Origin of the sequence: Telluribacter humicola, from assembly GCF_017355935.1 — a bacterium.
Taxonomy (GTDB): domain Bacteria; phylum Bacteroidota; class Bacteroidia; order Cytophagales; family Spirosomataceae; genus Telluribacter; species Telluribacter humicola.
On sequence record NZ_JAFIQT010000009.1, the window covers coordinates 1 to 23,011 of the forward strand.

The window sequence follows — 23,011 nt, forward strand, 5'->3', positions numbered from 1 at the left end:
ATACAGTGATATTTACAGTGTTTCTACTACAACCACAGGGTGGCTCAGTTTACTCCGAAATGGGTGGCTCAATTTCACCGGAATTTACACTAAAAAGCCGCAGTTGTAAAAGAGTCTAACTAATCGGATAATGTCCCCTTTCATTTCTTCTGAGCCTCCAAAGTCATTAAAGCTGTTTTTGATGATGTTCACCGAGAAAGAAGGAGTCTTTTCTTCTCTTAGTGGTGATAGATAAATTAACTCTCGCCCATATTCCTTAATAGGGTGGAGCCCTACCGATTGAAGGAAGCTAGTAATGGGTACTTCTTTAACCTTTTCTATTATTTCCCTTTCGTAGAATCTTATATTTTCCATTGGGTTGTGCTTTAAAATTTTTTGACTTTTAAAACTGTGTGACTACACCTTGATACCTGGCTACAATTGGCCGTAAGTGATAGATATTAAATGATTTATTCTTTTTCTTTTAGCGGTAAAACTTAACTACAAAGTAGAATACAGGACTAAAAGGAGGTAATTTGTGTTAAGTTGTATTCATCTTTGTAGCTAAGTGAAATATCAAGAGGTGTATACAGCTATCTGACTGATAGATAGAGTATAAGATTGCTATGTAGCTATGTAGTCAACATGAGCAGCCAAATAATTTAAAATATCTGGGTTGTTGCTGGTAACGAAGTATCTGCTTGTAGGATTTGCTTGATACGGTAAGCGAATAGGATGCTTTTTTATTTTAAGGTGAGTAAGAGCTCTACCAATTTGTACACTACTTAGTTTGTTGCTGGTTTTGGTAACAGCCTGAATAGCATCCAGTATATCAGTGGAAGTTACAGCATACGTATTAGGCATTCCTCTTTCAGAGCCAATGATATATTTGGATACATAATCTAACTCAGAAGTGGTACGTTGATAGCTCCTATTAGCTTCTTCTACTTTCTTGATTTCTTCTGATGATAATTCACAAGCTTCTCCTTTTAGCACCAGAGCATAAGCTTGTGCCCAAACATTATCAATATTTACTCGCTGTGAATAGCCGTTCTTGCCCCCTTGGTCATGCTGAAAACCATCAACTTCAAACACTAACCATCTGACATTACCTGTTGGGTCATTCAGAAATTCCCTTTCATTGGTGGTGCCGAAGAAACTTGCATAGCGAGCCTGGGAGCTATCTTTAGAAGCATAGTGCGCTCTTACTTTTATCTCCGCTTGTGAGAATAAGGATTTAACCTTGTTGGCATCAGCTTTACCTAGATCATGTAATTCGTCAATGTTGATGATGAAATACTTACCCAAGGCAAGAATGCTATCCTTATGGTCTAATGGAGGGTTTTCTTTGTAGTAGTCTTTAAGCTGTTTAGGAGTAAGAAAACGCAAGAAAGAAGTCTTTCCATCATTCTGTTTTCCAAGTAGGACTAGACATTGTTTGTTGAAAGGTAGGATACGAAGAGAGCAAGCTACGGTTCTCATCAGATGCTTTCGGAACATCAGGCTATACCATGGCCGCTGTGTCTCATCTTCTAGTCTTACATGGTCAAGAAGTTCGCTGATATAGTCGTTTCCATCCCATGGAGGTAGTGATTGAAAATAATTCTTGAATGGGTTAAAGTCTGGACAGAAATGGTCTGATTTCAAAAGATCATCTAAAAGCCCTTTGAAGCCTGTGAAGCCCTGCTTTGTAAGCTCTATTCGTAGTTTAGCTATGCTTCTTTCACTTATAGAGCTGAACTTTTCAGTCCCTCTTTGTCTGAATTCTGTATCTTCATATACAATGTTGTATTGGAAGTCATACTTTGACTTAAGATATTTCTCTATACGAGTTAGCTTGTTTTCGTTGGAAGAATTTTCGTCCTGATTTGAGTTGTTTTGGTTGTTTTTTTTCATCTTTACAGTGGTTTTAAAAAATTGATACTAAGATTATTGGGCTCCATTCTCTGGCAGGAGAGGGGAGCCTTTTTTTAGGAGGTGGTAGTAATAAGTTGAAAAATTTTTGCTTGCTCCCGAATGGTTCTTTCGGCTTGCTGATTTAGGTAGTGCTTTTCAGTGATTCCTATGCTGCTATGAGCCATTGCGTACTGGAGGCTCTCTTTGGATAGCCCTTTGTTGACCATGAGGGTAGCAAACGTTTTACGGAAGACATGAGAAGTCAGCCTCTTATTGATTCCTATAATTTTGGCTATCTCCTTAATTACTCTATTGTATTGCTGATTGGTAGGAACGGGTAGGCAAGTGCCACGAGCTATACAGACTGGGTGATTCTTGTACCGTTCTAAGATCTGCAGAGTAGTATCAATGAGCAGAGTTGCAAAATCGTTATGCGTCTTGTACCTACGGGCGAAGATGTATTTCAAGCCATTCTCATTTGTGATAATCTGAGTAGGGGAAAGAATGTATAAATCTGCATAGGAAAGCCCCGTAAGGCACTGGAATAACACCAAGTCCCTTGTCTCTCGGTAGGTGTCATTCAGGAATTGAGCTTGCTGCAGTCGTTTGATTTCAGCATCATTTAAGAATAGAACTTCCTTTCGGGTGTGCTTAATACTGATTGACAGAAACGGGTTGTACTCGCACCAATTGTTAGCGATGGCAAAAGCATAGGTGCGTTTACAGAGTCCATGAAGCTTGCGCACAGTATCAGAGCAAAACCCCATTTGAGTCCTCATGTAATGAATAAAATCCTTGGCTGTGGCATGATTGATCTTTGAGAATGCTACCTGTTTGGTACCGAATCGATGCTGTAGGAAAGTCCCAATGTGTTTGACGGAGTTTTCCATTTTATTCACCGTCTTTCGGGTGTATTCCACGTCTTCAAGATCCTGATACCTTTCAAGCTCTTTCTCTAAGACTTCATAGAATGTAGGGGTATCATCCTTTAGATCACATTCCTTCAAGATCAGACTCATAATTAGGAATGGGTCAAGCTCTCTTTCAGTAAGTCTGAAATCTGCAACAAAGCTTTCTGCCTTGATACAGGCTAGCTGGATAATAGAAGTTGCTTTTGAATCACCCTTGACTGTTCGAGTCTTTGCGTCTAAGGCTCCCTTTTTACAGTAAATCTGGAGACTTCTACGGGCTATCTTACTGCCGTGTTTGAGGGTAAGGTATATTACAGCCTTATCGTTGCCGGATACTTTATCCGTTCTTTCCATTACAGAGATTCCAAACTTGGAAAGCCTGGACTGGCTTTCCGTAGATAGGACTTCCTGAATGAGCTTTGAAAGTTTTCTCCCTTTTCTCATAGCAGTTGATCGGCTGAAATTTTGAAGTAGGTGGCAATGGAATGCAGCTCTGAGCGAGTAGGGTCTATTTCATCCCGCATGATCTTAGCGAATCGGTGCTTGTTGATTCCTATCTGCTGATAGAAGTTCTTCCTTGGCTTGAATTCAACGTTGGGAGGCAACGCAGAGCCAATGATTTGTGAGATTGGCAGAAGTGGCGTATTTTGCATAATTAAGAATTAGATAAGGTTATTTATATGCGTTATTGATATATATCGCAAATATATAAATACTTATTCTGTATATGCAATACGTAAAACGCATTTATGCTTATATGATATAGTTATATGAATGATATATATTTGAAAATCAAGAGCATAAGAGTCAAAAAAAATTTGACTCAGGATGATGTTGCTAAGCATCTAGGTATGGCGCAGAGCAACTATGCCAGGATGGAAAGAGGCTTGTCTCAGATAACAGTAGAGCGACTGGCAGAACTGGCAGAGATATTTGAGATGTCTCCGGAAGCTATTATGGGCTACTCAGAGGAAGGAGGAGATTTCAAAGAAGATGCACAATACTACTACAATCAGGTTAAGAAGCTAGAAGAGAAGGTCAAGAAGCTTCAAAAGGAGCTAGAAGAAAGAGATACCGATGATCTAGATTCATTTAGTCGTAGAGAAGCAGAGAAGAAAAAGCTGTCGGAAAAAGTAGGAGAGCTTAGGAAAGAGCTTGCAGCAAAGGAAGCTTTATTACAAGAGAAACAGCAAGCTATAGAAAGGCTAGAGAGGGAAAAGGAGGAAAGAGGTAGGACAATAGAGCATCTACAGGCTGCTAATACAAAGCTGTTGGAGCTGCTGACAAGGTAACTTAACCATCTCCTTTATCTCTAATATAAAGGCTGGACTTAAATTCTCAAAGTTAGATTTTAAACTTAAGCTATTACAGTATTCTAATAATTATTATAAAAGAAGGAAAGTATTTTGGTTGCACATAGTGGGAGGCATTGGCGAAAGCAAGACGCTTTAATTTTTTTTGCCGATACGATTAAGGATTAAAAGTAAAATGATCTTTAATAATTCTAGATTGATCAGCAAAAAGTCGGATACTTACTGCAGTTGGATTTATAGCAAGTATTAGTTGATTGTCCACCAGCCTTGCTTTCGCAAATGCAATGTTATGCAGCCATTTTTTATTTTTGCTTTAAATTCAACCTACCAACGATAGCACAGTTATCAAGATAGTATACCCCACTAATTTCAAGTCTTCCAGAATAATCCTTACCAAAAGTGCTGCCGCCAATTATAAGTTTCTCTCCTAAACATGTCCAAGCTATTTTTAGATTGTGTTCTTGTAGCCAATTTAGGAAGGGCTTCTTTTTGATAAGTAAAGAGGGCTTGGAACTGTTATATACGTTGGGAGCAAAACATTGGACTTCATTAGCTGTATTGAGGAATTCTCCTTCATTTTGGCTGTACTTTAATCGCATCCCTTCATATATTAGTTTACTGGGCTTCAAAAAGTATATTGACTCTTCTTTAGACATATCATATTCTTCTCCCCACGAGTAAGCTTGAGAGGTTATATTAACTTTTGTAACGAACTTTCCAGACTTTTTATCATGAAGCTCTATCCATTCTGTCCCCATATTGCGTTCATTCATAAAATATTCCTGCGCAGGTGACCAATAGTACTCCCTACTGAACATCTCGTGTTGTTCATGACTTTCAGGCATCCAACGGCCCATAAAGTCTTGTTTACTAGCCCAATCTTTAAATGCGATGAACTCACTATCATTAACAATATAACTCCTTATCTGGCTCCATAGTTCTTTGCGCGGCTGATTCCATTTTTCTTCACCAATTTTTTTGGGCTCCGACCACGATGGATAAGCTTCCAGTATCAACCATTCTTCGTCGTTATTATCCTTTACTTGAATCAATTCTTCATAACGTGGTAAAATAGTAGAATCTTGAACCCAATCATCGTTTGAGCTATTCCAATTGAATACTTCGTTGTTATCCCACCAGAAACTCTTAGACTGTTCTTCATCAAGCCTACCTGTTTTATTAATTAGTATTGATGGGTCTATGTCTCTAACATATGGGTCCCAGGGACCTTGGTATGGGTTTTCTTCTCTATCGCCCCATCTGTCTTTTTTAATAAAGTTGTCAGATAAAAGTGACATGTATTGATGATAGGCTATCCATTGATATTTTTTTCCAATTCTTTCATGAGGGTTGGTGTCCCTATTTCTGCCTGTGCCAATTTCTTTATCAAAAGCAAGATGCAATTCTGGATTCCACCCAAGATTTATAACTTTAGAGAAAATAAGCCGCTGGGCAACCCTTAAATCGAAATACTCTCCTGTATTTATAATTTTATGATTGTGATTCAAAAAAGGTTCTATTTCGTTTTCGTATTCCGATAATAACTCTTTTGACAAGGATTGTTTAAAATCAGTTCTGATTTGAGTTAATTGTTCTTCACTCTTCCGGCCAATAGCAATTTTAAAATCGATTTTTCTATCTACAAGCTTTAATGTTCTACTTGGTTCGTCAGATGTAATTATAGGATCTAAGGCGTTCAGGAACTGTAATTGGTCGTTGTTTAACTTGTTTTTAAACTTATAATAAAGTTGTTCCCTGTTAATAGGGGTCTCGCCTTTTTTGCAGCCAGACCAATCTGAAATGCTATTATTTGTTCCAATGATATATCTGGAAAAATCGCCAAGCCCCATAATCGATTCCCATAAATGCCAGTATTTATCATTATTGTAATTTTCTTCCAATTCATCATAAGAAGGAATTTCTTCTGGCCAAGCGCTTTTGTATGGGGGACGAATCTTTGATATTTCAAAACTAAGGTTGATGCCAAGATGATGAGTATATTCAATAACACCTCTTGCATAGTCCCTCATTAATATATGTGGAACTACTCCTTGTGGATTATTGAAAATGCTGCTGAAAATATATTCGCTTAAATCAGCTAAGCTTTCTTTTTGCTGTGTTCTTAATGCACACCCATAGGCTACAGCATAAAGACGTTCACTTATATAAGGATCATTGACATTTTCAAACATTTTTAGAATATCAATCAATATATTCAATCGATATTGTAGTAAACTAACAAGTGCCTTTGTAGAACAGTCCCTGAGCTTTCTGTTAGTGGAAGTATGAAACCATGCTAGGGTAATCCCAGAAAGCAGTATGGATTGGTCAGATATATGTGATTTGTCTGTATCATTCCAGGCCCAATCAATAAGCCTCTTTACTGATGAATCATCACTATATCTATATTTAAGAAATTGAGTCCAATTCGCATCTCTTTCTGCCAAAGAGAACTTCAATAAATAAGCATGAAGCGAATTCGCATTAAAAAAGTGTCCTGGAACTCCCGTAATAGCAAGTATCGTTTCCAAAAAGAGCTCATACGTGCCATTATATGAGATTACATATTCATTTACATAATTTTGTGATATTTCATTGATAGTCTCTATTTTACGCCAAAGTAAGCTCTCAACAAATGATTCTATAATCGGGTACTCATCTTTAAGTTCGGGAATGTGAGCAAAGAATTCTTGACCTGTTTTCTCAGGAACTTGGATTGAAAAAGCTTCTACTAGCCCTTTATGTATGTACAAAGCATGTTGATCTTTCACATACTTGTATAGTTTACCCCCTTTTTTAAAAGCTGAGTCTAATTTAGGGCATTGATCAAGTAAATACTGAACAGTTAAGTGATCTTCAAATCGCTGATAAGCCAAATAAACTCCTTCTTCATAATCATTATCATTTCTCCAGAAAAGGTTTTTAGATAAAACTCCTTCTGTAATTAGTTCATCAATAAAGCCCTTTCTTGTTATAAACTTTGAGATATTGTTATCAATAACTTCGTAAGCTTTTTCATAAGGAATATATTCAAGGTTGTTCTTAATTTTATATTCAATCAAAACGTAAATAGACTTTTCTACTAAGTTCAAGCTAGTGGAGTATCCAAGCCTATTAGGTTTAGATAAAACGTTATTTACATTCTTGATGAAAAAGTTGTTAATAGAAGTGATTCCTTGAAGTCCATCAGGAATACGTGTTAAACCTGCTTTATTGATCCCTTCGCAAAATAACTTTAAGAAAAGTGGGTTTTGAAACTCTGGATTTAACAAGGGGACATTGGGTAATTCTATTTTATAATTATCGAAGAATAGTTTGCTTGCTTCATATTCAATATTTTTGAATCCGTAATGGTGATGCTCCACCATACGCAATTCCAATAATTCGTCTTCTGGGAAAATATAATTCTTGTATGAGCTTCTAACAGTTATAACAAGTCCTAACCATTCATATCGTCTTATCTCATTAATAAAGCTCCTTATAAAGCTACTCCAGAAGTAGTTCCCTCTTCCCTCGTTAATAGCATCAATAAAAAGGATAATTCTCTTTCTTGATTTATCGGCATGTTGATTTAATTTTCTTAGGAAATCTTCAGACTTTGAATTAATTTGAAGTCTTTTAAATATTTGTGTCCACGGGTCTTCATCTGTGACAAAATGTTGCCCAAGTAGGAAAATACTTTCATATCCCCTATTATTTCTACTTGAAACTATATCCCCAATTAAATGGGATTTTCCAATGCCGGCTTCACCGTCTAATAGTAAGAAAGGATTATTAGCTAGATTAAATGTAGAGCCACGTATAAAAGTGTTGAAATTTGAAAGCTCATATTTAAACTCTTGAATATTTCTTAGCTCAAGGCCGTATTTGTGATAATATCTATGATCATCCTTTTCTTTATGTAGTTTTATTTCTTCTTCTATGTAATAATTACGAATATGTTGAACTGAACTTTCAATATTATTAATTAAATATCTAATTTTATCTACAGGAAGTGTGCTGGTGCCTAAAAAGTCTGTATTATTGAATAAGTTGTATAGTTCATCAAAGTAGTTCTCCAAGCTCTCAACCCACTCTTTTATGCTAGATTCTTTCTCTAATACTTTTTTTCCCTTTATTAGAAGCATATCAAAAAGGTTTTCTACTTTTATTTTAAATTCTTCAGTTCTTCCAAGTCCTTCGAAGATTTCTGATACCTCCAGATGTACATTTATTTCTAGTGTATAACGTTTGCCTAAGTCAAATATAGATAGTCTACATTGTTCTAAAAGCCAATTTGTATGTGGATGAAATAATATTTCAGAGTTAAGATCTTGAACATTTGAGTTGATCAAATCAACTTTACCCTCAATTCTTTCTAGGTCTTTGCCAAGTGTAAAAATTTTAGATTTAAAGTTTTCGTCTATATACAATAACCTTAGGGTCTTATCTTTATTAACTTTTGAGGTAAAAATATGATAAAACGTTTCTAAATCTTTTGTATTTGGAACAATGATATTAGGGTTTTTATCTATAATGCTAGCAATAGCATTATAGTCAACATCTGAGTTTTTGAAAATGATGAATTTATTTAGCTCATCAAATAGTGATTGTGAGTAATAGAAGGGGAACTTGTTGTTGTAGCTTGCAATTGGTCTAATATTTTGATATTCCTTAATTGTTTCATAAATAATATCAGTAAGTCTGTTTGCATATTTCTCTGATGGAAATAAAAACTTTTTGATTCTACCGTACCCTTCGTCTTTGATGAACTGATCAACGAATTTGAGAGAAACGTATGTTATTATAGTAATTAATACTGGATCCATCTAATATTCTTGTAATGCGTAAGTTTAGATATATATACTATGGTGTATAACTAGTGAAAATGCCAAAAATTTGTAGTAGTATAGACTAAATCATACTTTCATTGTTATATAGGGTGCTTTATATAGAATTTTTGTTCTGATATTTATTAGAATGAGAAATTGTAAAGAATAGTTGGTGGGTTGACAATGCTGTATCAGTCTATCTTCTTGTTTAATTCGGCTAATGGTGAATCCAACAGACCTTACCGTTTGGTAGGCATCTTTATTTTACTTTGCAGTTTATTCTGGGTCTATTGGCTGGAAATCGAAAGGCATATAGTTACTTCAATTTTAAATATCCTTTCTACTATCTGCAAAATGTATGTTCTGTAGTTTTAAATGCCTGGTGACTTACCACCTTGGCTGCCGTGCTACTATTGTATGGTATTAAGTTCAAAAATAAATTTTGAAACAAGCATTAAAGAAACTAGACAGATAGGTCTTAATACTATCAATTTTATATACATGCTAAGTATACTACCACACTTATAAGTGTCTTAATATTAAGTAGTTAATATATATGGGGGCTGTGTAAAGCTACAAAAAGATGTAATAAATTGTGACAATTTATGATCACAAATGAAAAGTTCATTGCGCCTACCACCTAATGTATTGATACACAGCCATTTATATATTCATGCCTCTTCCCAGCTTCGGGAGCCTTGGTTGTCAAGCGCTTAGTCACTACGACTAAGCGCTTTATTGTTTGCACGCAAATTTGCACGCCTACCCGATAGTTCAAGCTTTGTATTCCTTTCTCTTAGCTACTAGCGGCCGCTAAATATTGGTCAATTGTTGAGCATGGTCAGTCCTTAATTTTGCCTTCTACTGAATAGAGACTTTACCTGACATAGGAGCTAATTATTGGAAGTAAAACCAATAAGAGTCCTGAGCAACTATACACTAGTATCAGGAGTTTGTTCACGAGCGAGACCGGAGCGTTTTCAGCGGTGCTGGAGCTCCCTGAAAATGCTCGTATTTTCCCAATAAGCTACCTACCTGGTACGTAAAAGGCATGATCACTTTCCGAACTAAATACGGAATCTCTACCATGGTGTATTCGCTGGCATACTGCGTCAGGAGGTAGGCCGCATCAAAGGCTTCCGGCTGGGCCTTGCCCGATTTATTTTGGGCCGCATAGACTGCCGAAAGAAAAAATACTATGCTATTGGCGGGATTAACCCAGCCTTTACAATTGAGTACTTCCTCACCAGCGTTCCAGAAGCGGTGGGCAATACCCCGCTTAAACAAAAGGGTTTCCCCCTCACCGGCATATTGAGCCGGTTGTCCTGCCACCTGATATCCCATTTTGCCTTTGACGATCGTCAGACTTTCATCCTGTTGCCAGTGCACGTGCATAGGTGGCCCACTACCGGGCGCCACAAAATTTTCAACCAGAACCCTTTCTCCCTCTGGACTGCTTTCAGTTCCAAGAAAGATGAGCTTTTCACCGTGAGTGTTACTAATTGTGTAAGGGTAGGAGATGTTCATAACCTCTGTGTATTAGTGTTTTATATTTTTAATTAGGTCAAAGCTATGAGAGAAGCCAACAAGTCTCAAGAGTGAGCCTGGTGAAGCGGAAGAAGCGCTGTATAAGGCGGCACTTGAGGGACATGGAGCCTTAAGTTGTCCTAAAATAAAACGACCTTACTTTTGCTACTATTAGCTGAAGTCATGATTAACTTCAACCATAAATAAGCAATCAATCCCCCTTACTAAGAGCCACTCTCTGCAAGTAGATTTTGAGACATACGACCTTAAAATTTTTGATTTAAGATTAACACTTTTCCAGGTGAGCAGCCTTGGGCTGGAATAGGTATCCGTTGGCTTGCAATGCAGTACCTAGTCACTTTCTGTTCCTGAGGCATATTAATGTTTTGCCTGTACGTATACACTATGATAAAGAAGATATCAGTTTTCGCCTTATTCGTTACCATTTTCACTGGCCTGGCAGGCGGTGTAGTACCTATAACGGCCTATGCGGCAGAAGGCTCCACTATTGACAACAAGACCCTCCGGGTAGAGCACGATGAGCAGGCGGGTACCATATCTGTTTTTCGGGCCGGGGATAAAGTGCCGATCCTGACGCAGAATGCCAGGGAGGATACGCGACCGTATATTCACCCGATTGTGGCTCCTGATGAAAAAGGCCTGCTGACAGAATACCGACCCAAACATCACCTGCACCAGACTGGGCTATACTGGGGCCTTAAACTGGTCAATGGCCGCGACTATTTTATGAACTGGCAGGGCAACTACTGGCGCCGCGTGTCGGCTACGGTACTCAATAAAAAGGGGCAGGAGGTGAAATGGCAAACCGTGTATGACCTGATTGATGAAAAGGGAGCCATTATCCTGACCGAAACCCAGAACTGGACCATGCAGGAGCAGGACGGGAAGTACCTGCTGGACCTGGAATGGAAGGGGAATGCCCACGTAGATATCAATCTGGGCAAGTTCTACGTCGGGGGCTTGTTTATCCGGATGCCTTGGAAACCGGGGGACAAGGGCGAGGTAGTCAATGCGGTGGGACAAAAAGATAAGGAGGCGGAGGGGCAACGCGCTATCTGGACGGATGTAGGCATTCAGGTGGAGGGACGTAATGATCTGGCCCACATCGCTATCTTCGATCACCCCGATAACCGCGCTTTCCCTACTCCCTGGCGTGTAGATAATGAATTGGGTGTAGGTCCATCTGTACAAATCCTGGGCGACTGGAAGATACCAAAAGAACAAACCGAGACAATCCGCTACCGACTGGTTGTCTACACCGGAGACCTGAAGGATGCCGGACTGACCCAACAATGGAAAGAGTTTGTCCGGGCGTATTAAGGCCGCCTTTCCGTGTAGTATACCTTTTCTTTGATTAATTACTGACTTAGTAGTACATGAAACCAGTTTCGTACCTCTTCCTGCTCCTTCCTTTTCTGTACCTGTATACCCCTAAGGCTCCTGAGCGTACATCCGGTGCTATAAGATTAGATAGTATTCCTAAAAGCGGTCAGAAGGACAAGTACGACAACTTTATGGACTGGGCCATCTACCGCGGGGATAAAAAAGCCAATCAGTATGCCGAGCTGGCGCAGATTAATGCTACGAATGTGCACCAGCTGGAGAAGGCCTGGGAGTACCATACCGGCGATCCGAAGGGACCCTCTATGTACAGCAACCCCATTATTGTCAATGGTCTTATGTACTTCACCACTCCTAAGCTACATGCTGTAGCCCTAAACGCGGTGACGGGGAAGCAGGTGTGGGTATTCGATCCAGCCCGATACAGTGAGGACAAAAAAGACTTCCGTGGGCGTAGCCGCGGCGTTACCTACTGGGAAGATGCTACAGGTGGAAAGCAGCGAATATTCAACTTTGTGAAGGACCGGGTGTATGCGCTGGACGCCAAAACGGGGGCTCTGATCGAATCATTTGGGGAGAAGGGCTATATTGATCTGCGTAAGAACCTGCCTGTTGATCCGGCCACGGCCGCTATCGAGGTCACTACGCCCGGCATCGTGTACAAGAATTTTCTGATCGTTGGCTCGCGGGTACCCGAAGGAGAAGATTCAACCCCGGGGGACATTCGGGCCTACGATACCGAAACCGGAGAATTTAAATGGATCTTCCATACCATACCACAGAAGGGTGAGTTTGGCTATGACACCTGGAAGCGGGTGGAGGGCGTGACCTACGGCGGGGCTAACCCCTGGGGCGGCTTTTCGCTGGATGAAGAAAGAGGATGGGTTTTTTGTGCTACCGGATCAGCGGCCGCCGACTTTATCTACGGGGGAGACCGCAAAGGAGCCAACTTGTTTAGTAACTGTGTACTGGCCCTGGATGCGACTACCGGCGAGCGCAAGTGGCACTACCAAACCATCCACCACGATATTTTTGACTACGACAATCCTCCGGCTCCCATGCTGACGACCATCAGCTCCAAAGGCAAGACCCGGGACGCAGTGGTTCAGTTTACCAAGATGGGCCTCACGTTCGTCTTGGATCGCGACACGGGAGAACCCATTTTTCCGGTGGTAGAGATGCCCGTACCACCCTCGGATGTACCGGGCGAGGAAGCCTGGCCTACCCAGCCATTCCCCCTGAAGCCAGCACCCCTCAACCGATTGATACTAACGGAGGCTGACCTGACTAATATCACTCCTGAATCCCGCGCCTCGGCCCTCAAGCAGTTCAGAAAGTATAAAACCGGATTTCTGTATACACCCGCTTCTCAGCAGGGTACTATCACCCTCCCTGGACATCAGGGTGGCATGGAGTGGGGGGGAGGCTCCTATGACCCGTACACCAACCGGTTGTACATTAATGTCAATGAAGCGCCTACTATCAATCAACTGGTACCTTATCAGGAAAGTGAGAATATGGCTAAGGCTACGCCGGGGGAGCGTGGTGCTGTGATCTATAATAAGAACTGCACGTCCTGTCACGGAGCTAATCGTCAGGGAAATCTGCCGGCTTTTCCTCCGCTCACCCAAATCAAGCTCAACAACGAGCAGATTCGTACTGTGCTCCACGCAGGGCGTGGTATGATGCCGGCATTCCCTCAGTTTAGCGATGCGCAGGTAAATGATCTGGTGGCTTTTCTGAAGACCCGACCTGGCGAAATAAAGCTGAAAGAAGTGGTCGGCGGGCGGACACGCTATGCCAATGAGGCTCCCTTCTTTGTGGACCCTTACGGAGTTCCGGCCATTGCGCCGCCCTGGGGTACGCTCAATGCCATTGACCTCGCTACGGGTGATATTCTGTGGAAGGTACCTCTGGGCGAATATCCGGAGCTGGTAGCCAAAGGCATTCGCAATACCGGATCAAAAAACTTTGGCGGACCCGTGGCCACGGCCGGAGACGTCGTATTCATAGCCGGTACTCCTGATGAGAAGATCCGGGCATTTAGTTCGCATACGGGCGAAGTACTTTGGGAGTACCAGTTGCCCGCGGGTGGCTACGCTACCCCAAGCGTGTACATGATCGACGGCAAACAGTATGTAGTGATAGCCGCCGGTGGTGGAGGTAAGAATGGCACCAAGTACGGCGATTCTATTATAGCCTTCGCTCTGCCAGAGTCGGATGGCAAGCAGCAGCCGAAACCCAAAAAGGCGGAAACAGGCTGGATTGATCTCTTCGATGGCTCTACCCTAAACGGATGGGTTCAGCTCAACGGTACCCATACCTTTGCTGTGGAAGACGGAGCCATCGTAGGGCGAACGAAGGAGGGTAGCCCCAATTCGTTTCTAGGTACCCGGCAAAAATTCAGTGATTTTGAGCTAGAGCTGGACGTTATGGTCGATAGCGTGACCAACTCAGGTATCCAGATCAGGACTAGAGTCAAACCCGTAACGGCAGGAAAAGGGCATGATCAGCGGGCTGGAAGAGTATACGGTCCACAGGTAGAAATGCAGCGAAACCATCGTCCCGGTACCCCCACTACGGGACTCATATACGGAGAAGCGTTAGGAACGGGCTGGCTCTCTTCGCCGGAAAAGATACAGAACGGCCACCACTACCTGAATAATGAAGGCTGGAACAGGTTACGCATCGTGGCCAAAGGCCCGCGTATACAAACCTGGCTGAATGGCCAACCCACAGAAGACCTAACCAATGAGGCCGTTTATAAAACCAATCCCGAAGGCTTTATCGGCCTGCAGATGCACGGTATAGATGGCAAAGGCCCCTACTTGATGAAGTGGAAGAATATCAGGATTCGGGAGTTAAAGTAGTGGTCTTACTGAAAAGTGAAAGCCTCCAACTGTAAGATCTGAGGCTTTTGTGTACTTACCATGAATCTCCTTCTTCTTTCTTGAAACTATCAGTATTACTGTATTTAAATGATTAGGTGAGGAGGTCCTAATTCTTACTTTTGCAAAATGTGGCATTATTAATGTGCCTCCATTAGTGGTTGAAGTCTTTGACTACGAAATGTGCTATGTACCTACAGCATCAATCAATCCAGTATTAATTTACTATTTGAATTATACCCTTTGAAACCTTACTCTGCATATAAGTATTCTACTATTTTTTATGAAAAAAATATCTGTTGTTTTAATGTCAATGATAGGAGCCTTATTGATAGGCTGCAAGGATCATAATCCTGATCCTGTTACCATTCCGCCTGTTACCAATCCTCAGTTCGAAGTTAATGCATGGCGAGCTGGCGGCACAGGAAAAGATGAGGGAAACTATATTACTGTTGATGGGAGCGGCAATGTATATGTATTAGGCCAATTTTTTAATTCAGTTACCTTTGGCACGACTACTCTTACTTCAAATGGTGATAGAGATGTGTTTGTTGTAAAGTATAATAACAATGGAGAAGTGCAGTGGGCTAAGAGTGCAGGTGGTACAGGGTCAGATTCGGGGCTGAGTATTGCTGTTGATGGAAGTAGCAATGTATACGTAACAGGCTTCTACTATCACTCAATAAACTTTGGTGCGACTGCTTTAGCATCTGCCGGTCTTTCTGACATGTACGTGGCTAAATTCAAAAGCAATGGAGAAGTGCAGTGGGCCAAGAGCGCCGGTGGTACTGGATATGATAATGGAAGTGCTCTCGCCGTGGATGGGGGAGGGAATGTGTATGTTGGTGGCTCCTTTACAGGCAGTGTTTCCTTTGGTATGACTACACTAACCTGTACTGGGGAATCTGATATTTATGTTGCAAAATACAGCAGCAGTGGAGATCTACAATGGGCAAAAAGAGAAGGAGGAGTTGGATCTGAAACTGTTAGAGGGGTTGCTGTAGATAATAGTGGCAATATATATACAACAGGAACCTACATTGGCACGACTACCTTTGGTTCGACTACTCTAACACCCATTAATCCCATAGGTGTGGTTGTTGATATATACGTTACAAAATTCAGCAACAATGGTGAAGTGCAGTGGGCTAAGAGTGCCGGGAGTAGAGGGAATGAAACAACACTTGATATTGCTGTAGATGGCAGCGGCAACGCATATATTACCGGCTATACAACTGGTCTTGCAACTACTTTTGGTAGCATAACATTAAATCCTATTGGTGATTATGATACATTCATAGCTAAATACAGCACAAATGGTGAAGTGCAATGGGCTAAAATAGCAGGAGGTACAGGTGCTGATCAAGGGCAGGGAATCGCAGTTGATGAAAGTGGTAACCTATATGTGACAGGAAACTTCAGTGGTACATTTACTTTTGGTACAACTACACTAACGTCGAATGGTGATTTAGACATTTATGTAGCAAAATATAATAATGCTGGAGACGTTCAGTGGGTAAAATCAGCAGGAGGAAGTGGAACTGATCGAGGTCAGGATATCGTAGTTGATGGAAGCAGTAAAGCATATGTTACCGGACTATTTTCTGACACTGCTACTTTTGGCTCTACTACACTTACCTCCAGTGGTGACAAGGATATGTTTGTAGCCAAGTTTAAAAACTGATATAGTTTACATGTGGCAAGAAATATGAATGATTGCTAAGAATAGTCCAGTCAAGTTTTAGAGCATTAAGTATTATATTCCATCCAGCACAAAAGCCTTAGATCGCGCGATCTGAGGCTTTTGTGCTGGATGACTTCTGTTTGTATATGTGTTTACTGCCCTATGGGTTCTTTTTCGGTTCGTTGGATAAAGCATGGGCTTCTCTTATTCTGTCTAACCCGTAGAATAAAATTCAGGCTTACTGTTAGAAGTTAAGGAATGCAAGATTTACATTGAGGCTTCAATCAGAAATACTTTTGAAACAGATGAAAATACTAAAGTTTATAGTACTGGTGTGGGCTCTTTTTAGTTCAGTATATGCATCAAGGGCACAGGAAGCAAGCTCAAGAGTGGTTGAAGACGGGGGAACAGGCAAGTACTCCGCCATCATGATGACGGAGACTTCCCTGCCGACGCACACCATCTTTAGGCCAGAAGAATTAAGTGAATTTGGCAAAAGGAATAAGTTGCCGGTTATTGCCTGGGGAAACGGCGCATGCTACGACTCGCCTTGGGAGCATGTCAACTTCCTGAATGAGGTAGCGTCTCATGGATTTCTGGTCATAGCCATTGGGGTGATGCCCAAAGAAACGGGGGAACAGGTAAAAGAGCGCTCCACCTCGAAAAAGCTGCTGGATGCCATTGACTGGGCCATTGCGCAGAATAACGATAAGAAAAGTCCTTACTATAATAAAATAGATATATCCAAGATCGCAGTGAGTGGTATGTCGTGTGGGGGGCTGCAGACCCTTGAGGTCGCTGGCGATCCGAGAGTCACCACGACTGTGGTCTGCAACAGTGGGATCTTTATCAATCCGGCAAACAGCAAAATGCCTGGTATGCCTGCCCTCACGAAGGATCAGCTGAAAAAAATTCACACGCCCACGCTGTATCTGCTAGGTGGGCCGTCGGACATTGCTTATAACAATGGAATGGATGATTACAAGCAGATCAACCACGTACCCGTTTTTGTAGCGAACATGGATGTTGGGCATGGCGGTACATACAGTAAGCCTCACGGTGGTGAATTCGCCCGAGTAGCAACTGCCTGGTACAAGTGGCAGCTGAAAGGAGACCGTGAAGCAGGTAAAATGTTTACTGGTAATCCACCAGGACTTGCTCAATCTAAGGGATGGACGGTTGCGAAAAAAAATATGCCCTAAGGAGGTAGTTTTAATCCAATCTAGGAATTCAAAAGGGGGGCGCTCGTTTGCTACTGATCCTTATTCGTGTAGCGCCCCCTTCCCCCTAAAAGCTCTATCCAGATAAGGCCATTGGTTTATTTTACACTCAGATGGACGCTTTTACCCAGGTACACTCCCTGGGGCAGGTCGACGATGAATAAGGTGCTGTTCTGCTTCTCATCCACAAGGGTACGGAAGTGCTCTCCCTGAACATTATAAACACCACTTACAGACAAGAGCATGCGGCTCAATTTTCTGGATGGATCGGCCAGGGTCAGTTCGCTCAGCCGTCCTCCCTCTATCTTCAGCATGGCCATCCCGGGGCTATCCAGCCTGATCTGTACGTCTTTGTCGATTTCTACGGATCCGGCCTTGTAGAAGGCCAACTGGGTGATCCCTAACTGGCCCTGTTTCACAGCCTGTAAGGCGGAGGTATTGGAGAGTATTTCAATGGAGCGATTGTGCTGGCTGGTTTGGTTCAGCTGCTCCTCCGTTACGTTAGGTACCACGATGTACTGGTAGGACGCTCCGTTCGGCTTGCTGCCGTGGTCAAACCACAGGGCAAATACTTCTTCGCTTACCGGTTTAGAGCTTATATTTTTCTGGTCTGTAATGGCCGACCAACTGCCCGTTTCCGTCTGATTGGAGAGGTTGATGGTAGTAGGTTGGGGGAAGAGGTAGCCGATGTTATTGTGGTGTACCCACTTCACCTTCTGGAGCGGGCGGCTTCCTTTCTGAACACTTTGCCGGTTACCATCCTGCATCATGCGTACATCACTCCGTATCAGTACCTGGTCGAGCGTAGTGGCTACCGGCAGGGCAGACATGGATTTGATATCAGTACCGAGACAGACGTACTCTTCGTCAAAGAAGAACCATGACTTTTTAGCTTCGAGCGGGTCGTGCGGGCTCTTAAAATCAAAGACAACGGCTCCGTACAATCCATCGGTTACCGCACCTACAAAGTCGGTCAGCCCTTCTTTCTGAATGGCATCAGGGGCGGGTAACTCCGGCTTCTGCACAATAGTTGTTCCTGAAATCTTCTGCCAGTTGTACACGGGCCAGATGTTGTGGTACTCATCGCCTTTCAGCATAAGGTAGTTGGTACCATCGGCCCGGTGGTGGGTGAGTTTTCCGGGCCCGTTGTAGGGCTCTTCCATGTTCCGGTTGCGGGTCGAAAACATACGGACGGTGGTGTAGAAACGGGGGCGCTGGAAAACGAAATGTTCGGTTTGCCAGAAGAATTTTGCGAAGGACGCCGAGGGGGGGACTTCGCCTTTGCGCAACCGGATGATCTCTTCCAGCTCACTTTTACGGTAGTCAGTACTCACCAGCAACCGCTCTATTTCCAGCGTACTATGCGGCTTAAAAGTAGCCTGATTGGAGATACTGCGGTTTTTAACACTGATGTCTTCGTACACCCCGTACACCATCTGCTTATAGATCCCGTCGAGGTAGTAGTCCACCAGTTGGTTTATTTTCTCTTTGGAGAAAGCATAGCGGGTATCTGCCACATAGTAGGACCAGTTCCCGAAGGCATTGGCATACTTACCATAGCCGTATGACGAGGTATTGTTCACGCGGTCCACCCGGTGGTGAAAGCTATAATCGTGTTGCATACCCCGCTGTCCCGTTGCAAACTTTAGCTCTCCTTCAATGATTTTTATTACCTCATCAAATTGCTGATTGTCGCCCAGAAAAAGCAGGTTTTTAGCCAGAATCCCCGCGATCACAATCCGGTCGCCACTGGGCCGCGCCCCCGAGGCATTCATATTGGCCCGGCCAATGATGGGCTGGGCTTTAGCCACAAGGTCTTTAGGTAGTTCGTCACCCATGATCAGCATCAGGTCCCCCAGATCGGTGGGGGTTGTGATCTGATTATCATGCCAGTTGTCTCCAAAGAAATCGTGCTGGACCCAGTAGGACAGCCCCTGCTCAATACGGGTCTTCAGTAGCTTGCTCCGGTAGTATCGGGACTTTTTGGCTTTATAGGCCTTGGCCATGTATACAAGATCGCGTGTGTGGGCTCTGTGCGGAAATCCGGCTGTTCGGCTTAGATCCTCATAGTTGATACCCACGAAGCTACCATCCTTGTTCATTCTGGCTAATATAGCCTCCACTGCACTGTCGCTGGGTATTGTTGACATCAGGTCAGTTACAACCCGCTCCTTTATTGTTTTTATATCATTCTGTGCCAGACAGAATGAAGTCAGCAGGGTAAGGCTCAGTGCCATGAAGAGGCATCTCAGTTGGGACATCATAGGAAAGTAAGTTTACGTACCTTGGGTTTAGCTATCTTAACAAAGTAGCTGTCCACCAATTTCTATTGACAGGGCGGGCAAAAAGGCTTGTAGAGCCGACCGGAAAGCACAGGTGCCAGAGGTATTTTATTTAAAAGTTCCTGCTTTTGCTCTTCCAGTTCCCTAAATAGAAAAAGCCTCAGAATGAATATTCTGAGGCTTTTTCTAATCAATATTTTATTAAATCACTGCAACGAGCCGCCCATCCAGCGGGCAGCGTTGGTAATAATCTGTAGGGGCCACTTCTCTTTGTATACCGGGTAGAGCTCATGGCCGGGGCGGAAGTAAAAGACTTGTCCCTTGCCTAATCGCCAGAGCATACCGCTGCGAAACCATTCGCCGGTCTCCCAGCGCTCTTCCAGCACTATCTCATCCGGCTCGGGTACATGAAAAGGTTCGTTGTACATTTCGGTCTGAGGCACCTGAAACTGCTGAGGTACCCCTTTGGCAATGGGATGCTGTGGCTTGAGGATCTGAATGGTACTAGGCTTGCCATCACCCCGGTAGGCCGGAAAGCAGCAGTTTGGCAGATGTACATCCACCTTTACAGTTCTGTCCGGAAATTTGCGGGAGGCGGTATAGGGGGTGAGGCGGGTGTCATATTTAGGCATGATGTACTTCTGCGCGGGAGCAATGATCTTAAACTCTATCTGACTCTCGTTCGAAGCCTGATATGATTTCCGGGCATCCTGGATGGTACGCTCATACATAGCCTCTACAAACGGAGTAGACCAGTGTGAAGCATGCAGAGCGATCAGGGCTGTTTTACCGGCCAGTACCTGTTCTACTATCCGGCGTCCCGTTTCGGGTTTTATTTCGCCGTGTCTGACGTGCCCCCACCAGATCAGTACATCGCAGTTGTCAAGTACCTCAGCAGATAGTCCCTGCTCAGGATCATCCAGGGCAACGGATCGTACCGAGAAGCCCGACTGCGTTTTGAAATGGTCGGCCAGATGGTTGCCTATGTAGTTGTCGTAGGCTTTTTTCTGATCGGGCTGGCGCTCATCCCACACTACCACCCGGATGCCCTTTGTGGGAGAGGCCGTGAGCATACCATCAGGTACCAGGGTGACAGCCGTAGCCAGGGTAACATTTTTAATAAATTTTCTTCGGTTTGTGTGCATAGTAGTAGCTTATGAACAGATTCATAACCCGTAACATGGTACTCCGGTGAGAGTACAATTACTGCTACAAGTTAAATCTATATATAGACTACATCTACTCTTACCGCTACAAAACCTTATAGACCCGGATAAGCACGTGGTCGGGTTGGCGGCTGCCCGTCGCGACAAAGATGGATTGGTTGAGCCAGGTGTAGCGCTCATCGGCGGTTTCAAATTCGGGGATGGAGCGGAAGTAGTACTCGGATGGGTCTACCCCCGCCCCCTGAGCCAGTCGCTGCATCACCTCTTTGGGGCCGTGCCTTAGGCCCTGGTTGACGATGGTAATGGTAACGCCGTCGTCGGTATGGAGCAGGTAGCGGGCTTCCAACTCGGTAACACCATCGGCGCGGCCAATCTGCCAGTCGAAGCCGCCGGGCACTACTTCACCCCTGATAGCCGGGCCTTCAAAAGTACCCCCCGTGATGAGGATCACGCGGCGTACTCCTTTGGGCGTAGGACCCAGTTCTTCGATAGCGGCTACGGTTACGCGTAGTTCCAGAGCAAACTCAAGTTGTATGGTATCCACAGGTTAGTGTTTTTGGTTAAGGCTTTCCTTATCAAATCCGGCTATGACTTTGTAGCGGCTCATGATGGTGTCCATCTCGGCGTAGGGGAACACCTCGTACGGATCTGTAAATCCATTGGGAGCCCGCTCTTCCATAATATCCAGGATCTGGTCGGGGCCTTTCTGCCGGTTGCCCTGTACTACCTGCGAGGTCGCCGGCAGGCGCTTCTGTTCGTAATTCTGTAAAGCAGCGGGTATATCCGGGGCACTCTGGAGACAATCGGCAAGTACCTCTGCGTCCAGTATAGCCTGCGAGGCCCCATTGGAGCCGATGGGGTACATCGGGTGGGCAGCATCACCCAGTAGGGTGGTCCGGCCGAAGGTCCAGCGGCCGAGCGGATCTCGGTCCGACATGGGAAACTCGTATACGGCTCCGGCCCCGGCGATCATGGCGGGTACGTCCAGCCAGTCAAACGTCCATTGCTGGTACTTTTGCACCAGCCAGTCTTGGTCAGCCGGGCGGTTCCAGTCGCGGACCGTCATGAGCTGGGTGTCGGGCTCCTTCAGGTTTGCTACCCAGTTGATCAGTTGGTGACCATTGGCGTCGAGGTCAGGGCTGATGGGGTAAGCCACCATTTTCTGCTTCATGGAGCCGACCATGACCATGGAAGTACCGTTGAGGAAGGGAGGCATACGGGTCGTGCCGCGGTAGAGGACATTGCCCGAAAAGCATGGGGAGCCTTCCTGCGTATATAGTTGCTTACGTACCACCGAGTGAATGCCGTCGCAGCCGACCAGCAGGTCACCCACATCGGTACCTAGTACCTGACCAGTCTCCCGGTCTACGAAGGTAGCTCTGATACCTTCAGGCGTCTCTTCGAAAGACTCTAAATGATGATTGGTACGTACAGCGTCTTCGCCGAGCCGCTCCTTTACTGCTTCCAGCAGCAGCATCTGAAATCCGCCCCTGTGGATTGAGAACTGAGGCCACTGGTAGCCGGCATGCCTGCCGCGCGGCTCTTGCCAGAATTTCTGTCCGAACTTATTGAAGTATACCAGATCTGAGGTCTCGACGGCCATGCTGGCTATTTTTTCTTCCAGCCGGAGATTAGTCAGTACCCGTACACTATGGGGAAGGAGGTTAATACCCACACCTAAGGGCCGCAGTTCCTGGACCGACTCGTACACCTGTACGTCAATACCGGCTTCATTCAGACAGAGGGCCGTAGTGAGTCCTCCGATTCCTCCTCCTATGATGATCGCTTTCACGGTCTATAACTTTTTAAAGGCGCTGATAATGAAGCCTAAAGGATTGCCAGCTACCTGCATACTTGTAGTTGTACCCGCAAAATGGTAATAAAGCCAGCAGAAAGTCTAATAGTATTTTCTTCTTTTTAGATAAGTAATACTTATCAGCTCCTGCCCATGATCCGGCAATAGCAGAGCCTC

Annotated in this window: 15 protein-coding genes; 5 read left to right on the forward strand and 10 right to left on the reverse strand. The window is 43.8% G+C overall.

The window, feature by feature from the left end; all coding sequences use genetic code 11:
* Positions 1-84 precede the first annotated feature (84 nt).
* The 4 genes from JUB14_RS24845 to JUB14_RS24860 all read right to left on the reverse strand — a co-directional run bounded on the left by JUB14_RS24845 (position 85) and on the right by JUB14_RS24860 (position 3,439).
* Positions 85-354 (reverse strand): CHC2 zinc finger domain-containing protein, encoded by a 270-nt coding sequence (locus tag JUB14_RS24845; protein WP_207509573.1) that lies wholly within the window; start codon positions 352-354, stop codon positions 85-87.
* A 249-nt stretch (positions 355-603) separates the two neighbouring features.
* A complete protein-coding gene (locus tag JUB14_RS24850) occupies positions 604-1,875 on the reverse strand; it encodes a VapE domain-containing protein (protein ID WP_207509574.1) in 1,272 nt (423 codons plus the stop codon).
* 74 nt (positions 1,876-1,949) lie between these two features.
* Positions 1,950-3,230, reverse strand: a complete 1,281-nt coding sequence (locus tag JUB14_RS24855; protein ID WP_207509575.1) for a site-specific integrase — start codon at positions 3,228-3,230, stop codon at positions 1,950-1,952.
* On the reverse strand, positions 3,227-3,439 hold the full coding sequence (locus tag JUB14_RS24860; RefSeq protein ID WP_207509576.1) for a helix-turn-helix domain-containing protein: 213 nt from the start codon (positions 3,437-3,439) through the stop codon (positions 3,227-3,229). The genes JUB14_RS24855 and JUB14_RS24860 overlap by 4 nt, the downstream gene beginning before the upstream one ends.
* 117 nt (positions 3,440-3,556) lie before the next feature.
* Between JUB14_RS24860 and JUB14_RS24865 the strand changes: the two genes are divergently transcribed.
* Positions 3,557-4,078 (forward strand): helix-turn-helix domain-containing protein, encoded by a 522-nt coding sequence (locus JUB14_RS24865; RefSeq protein WP_207509577.1) that lies wholly within the window; start codon positions 3,557-3,559, stop codon positions 4,076-4,078.
* Positions 4,079-4,401: 323 nt separating this feature from the next.
* Here JUB14_RS24865 and avs2 read toward each other — a convergent pair whose 3' ends face one another.
* Positions 4,402-8,907: an AVAST type 2 anti-phage system protein Avs2 gene (gene avs2, locus JUB14_RS24870; RefSeq protein WP_207509578.1), complete on the reverse strand. Its 4,506-nt coding sequence runs from the start codon at positions 8,905-8,907 to the stop codon at positions 4,402-4,404.
* Between the two features lie 960 nt (positions 8,908-9,867).
* On the reverse strand, positions 9,868-10,437 hold the full coding sequence (locus tag JUB14_RS24875; RefSeq protein WP_207509579.1) for a cupin domain-containing protein: 570 nt from the start codon (positions 10,435-10,437) through the stop codon (positions 9,868-9,870).
* Positions 10,438-10,842: 405 nt separating this feature from the next.
* Here JUB14_RS24875 and JUB14_RS24880 point away from each other — a divergent pair, with 405 nt between their 5' ends.
* The 4 genes from JUB14_RS24880 to JUB14_RS24895 all read left to right on the forward strand — a co-directional run bounded on the left by JUB14_RS24880 (position 10,843) and on the right by JUB14_RS24895 (position 17,573).
* A complete protein-coding gene (locus JUB14_RS24880) occupies positions 10,843-11,778 on the forward strand; it encodes a DUF6807 family protein (RefSeq protein ID WP_207509580.1) in 936 nt (311 codons plus the stop codon).
* A gap of 56 nt (positions 11,779-11,834) precedes the next feature.
* On the forward strand, positions 11,835-14,669 hold the full coding sequence (locus tag JUB14_RS24885) for a 3-keto-alpha-glucoside-1,2-lyase-like domain-containing protein (protein ID WP_207509581.1): 2,835 nt from the start codon (positions 11,835-11,837) through the stop codon (positions 14,667-14,669).
* Between the two features lie 301 nt (positions 14,670-14,970).
* Complete coding sequence (locus tag JUB14_RS24890) at positions 14,971-16,371, forward strand: SBBP repeat-containing protein (RefSeq protein ID WP_207509582.1); 1,401 nt, start codon at positions 14,971-14,973, stop codon at positions 16,369-16,371.
* Positions 16,372-16,676: 305 nt separating this feature from the next.
* Entirely contained in the window at positions 16,677-17,573 is an 897-nt protein-coding gene (locus JUB14_RS24895) for a poly(ethylene terephthalate) hydrolase family protein (protein WP_207509583.1), read from the forward strand.
* A 116-nt stretch (positions 17,574-17,689) separates the two neighbouring features.
* On the opposite strand, the gene JUB14_RS24900 is transcribed toward JUB14_RS24895, so the two are convergent.
* From JUB14_RS24900 to JUB14_RS24915, 4 genes are all read right to left on the reverse strand, one after another.
* Positions 17,690-19,828 (reverse strand): polysaccharide lyase family 8 super-sandwich domain-containing protein, encoded by a 2,139-nt coding sequence (locus JUB14_RS24900; RefSeq protein ID WP_229368263.1) that lies wholly within the window; start codon positions 19,826-19,828, stop codon positions 17,690-17,692.
* 251 nt (positions 19,829-20,079) lie between these two features.
* The gene (locus tag JUB14_RS24905; protein WP_207509585.1) at positions 20,080-21,018 is read right to left on the reverse strand and encodes a ThuA domain-containing protein; all 939 of its coding nucleotides are present in this window, start codon (positions 21,016-21,018) and stop codon (positions 20,080-20,082) included.
* Between the two features lie 106 nt (positions 21,019-21,124).
* Positions 21,125-21,583 (reverse strand): DUF3237 domain-containing protein, encoded by a 459-nt coding sequence (locus JUB14_RS24910; RefSeq protein WP_310586198.1) that lies wholly within the window; start codon positions 21,581-21,583, stop codon positions 21,125-21,127.
* Positions 21,584-21,586: 3 nt separating this feature from the next.
* Positions 21,587-22,831, reverse strand: a complete 1,245-nt coding sequence (locus JUB14_RS24915) for a flavin-dependent oxidoreductase (protein WP_207509586.1) — start codon at positions 22,829-22,831, stop codon at positions 21,587-21,589.
* Between the last annotated feature and the right edge of the window lie 180 nt (positions 22,832-23,011).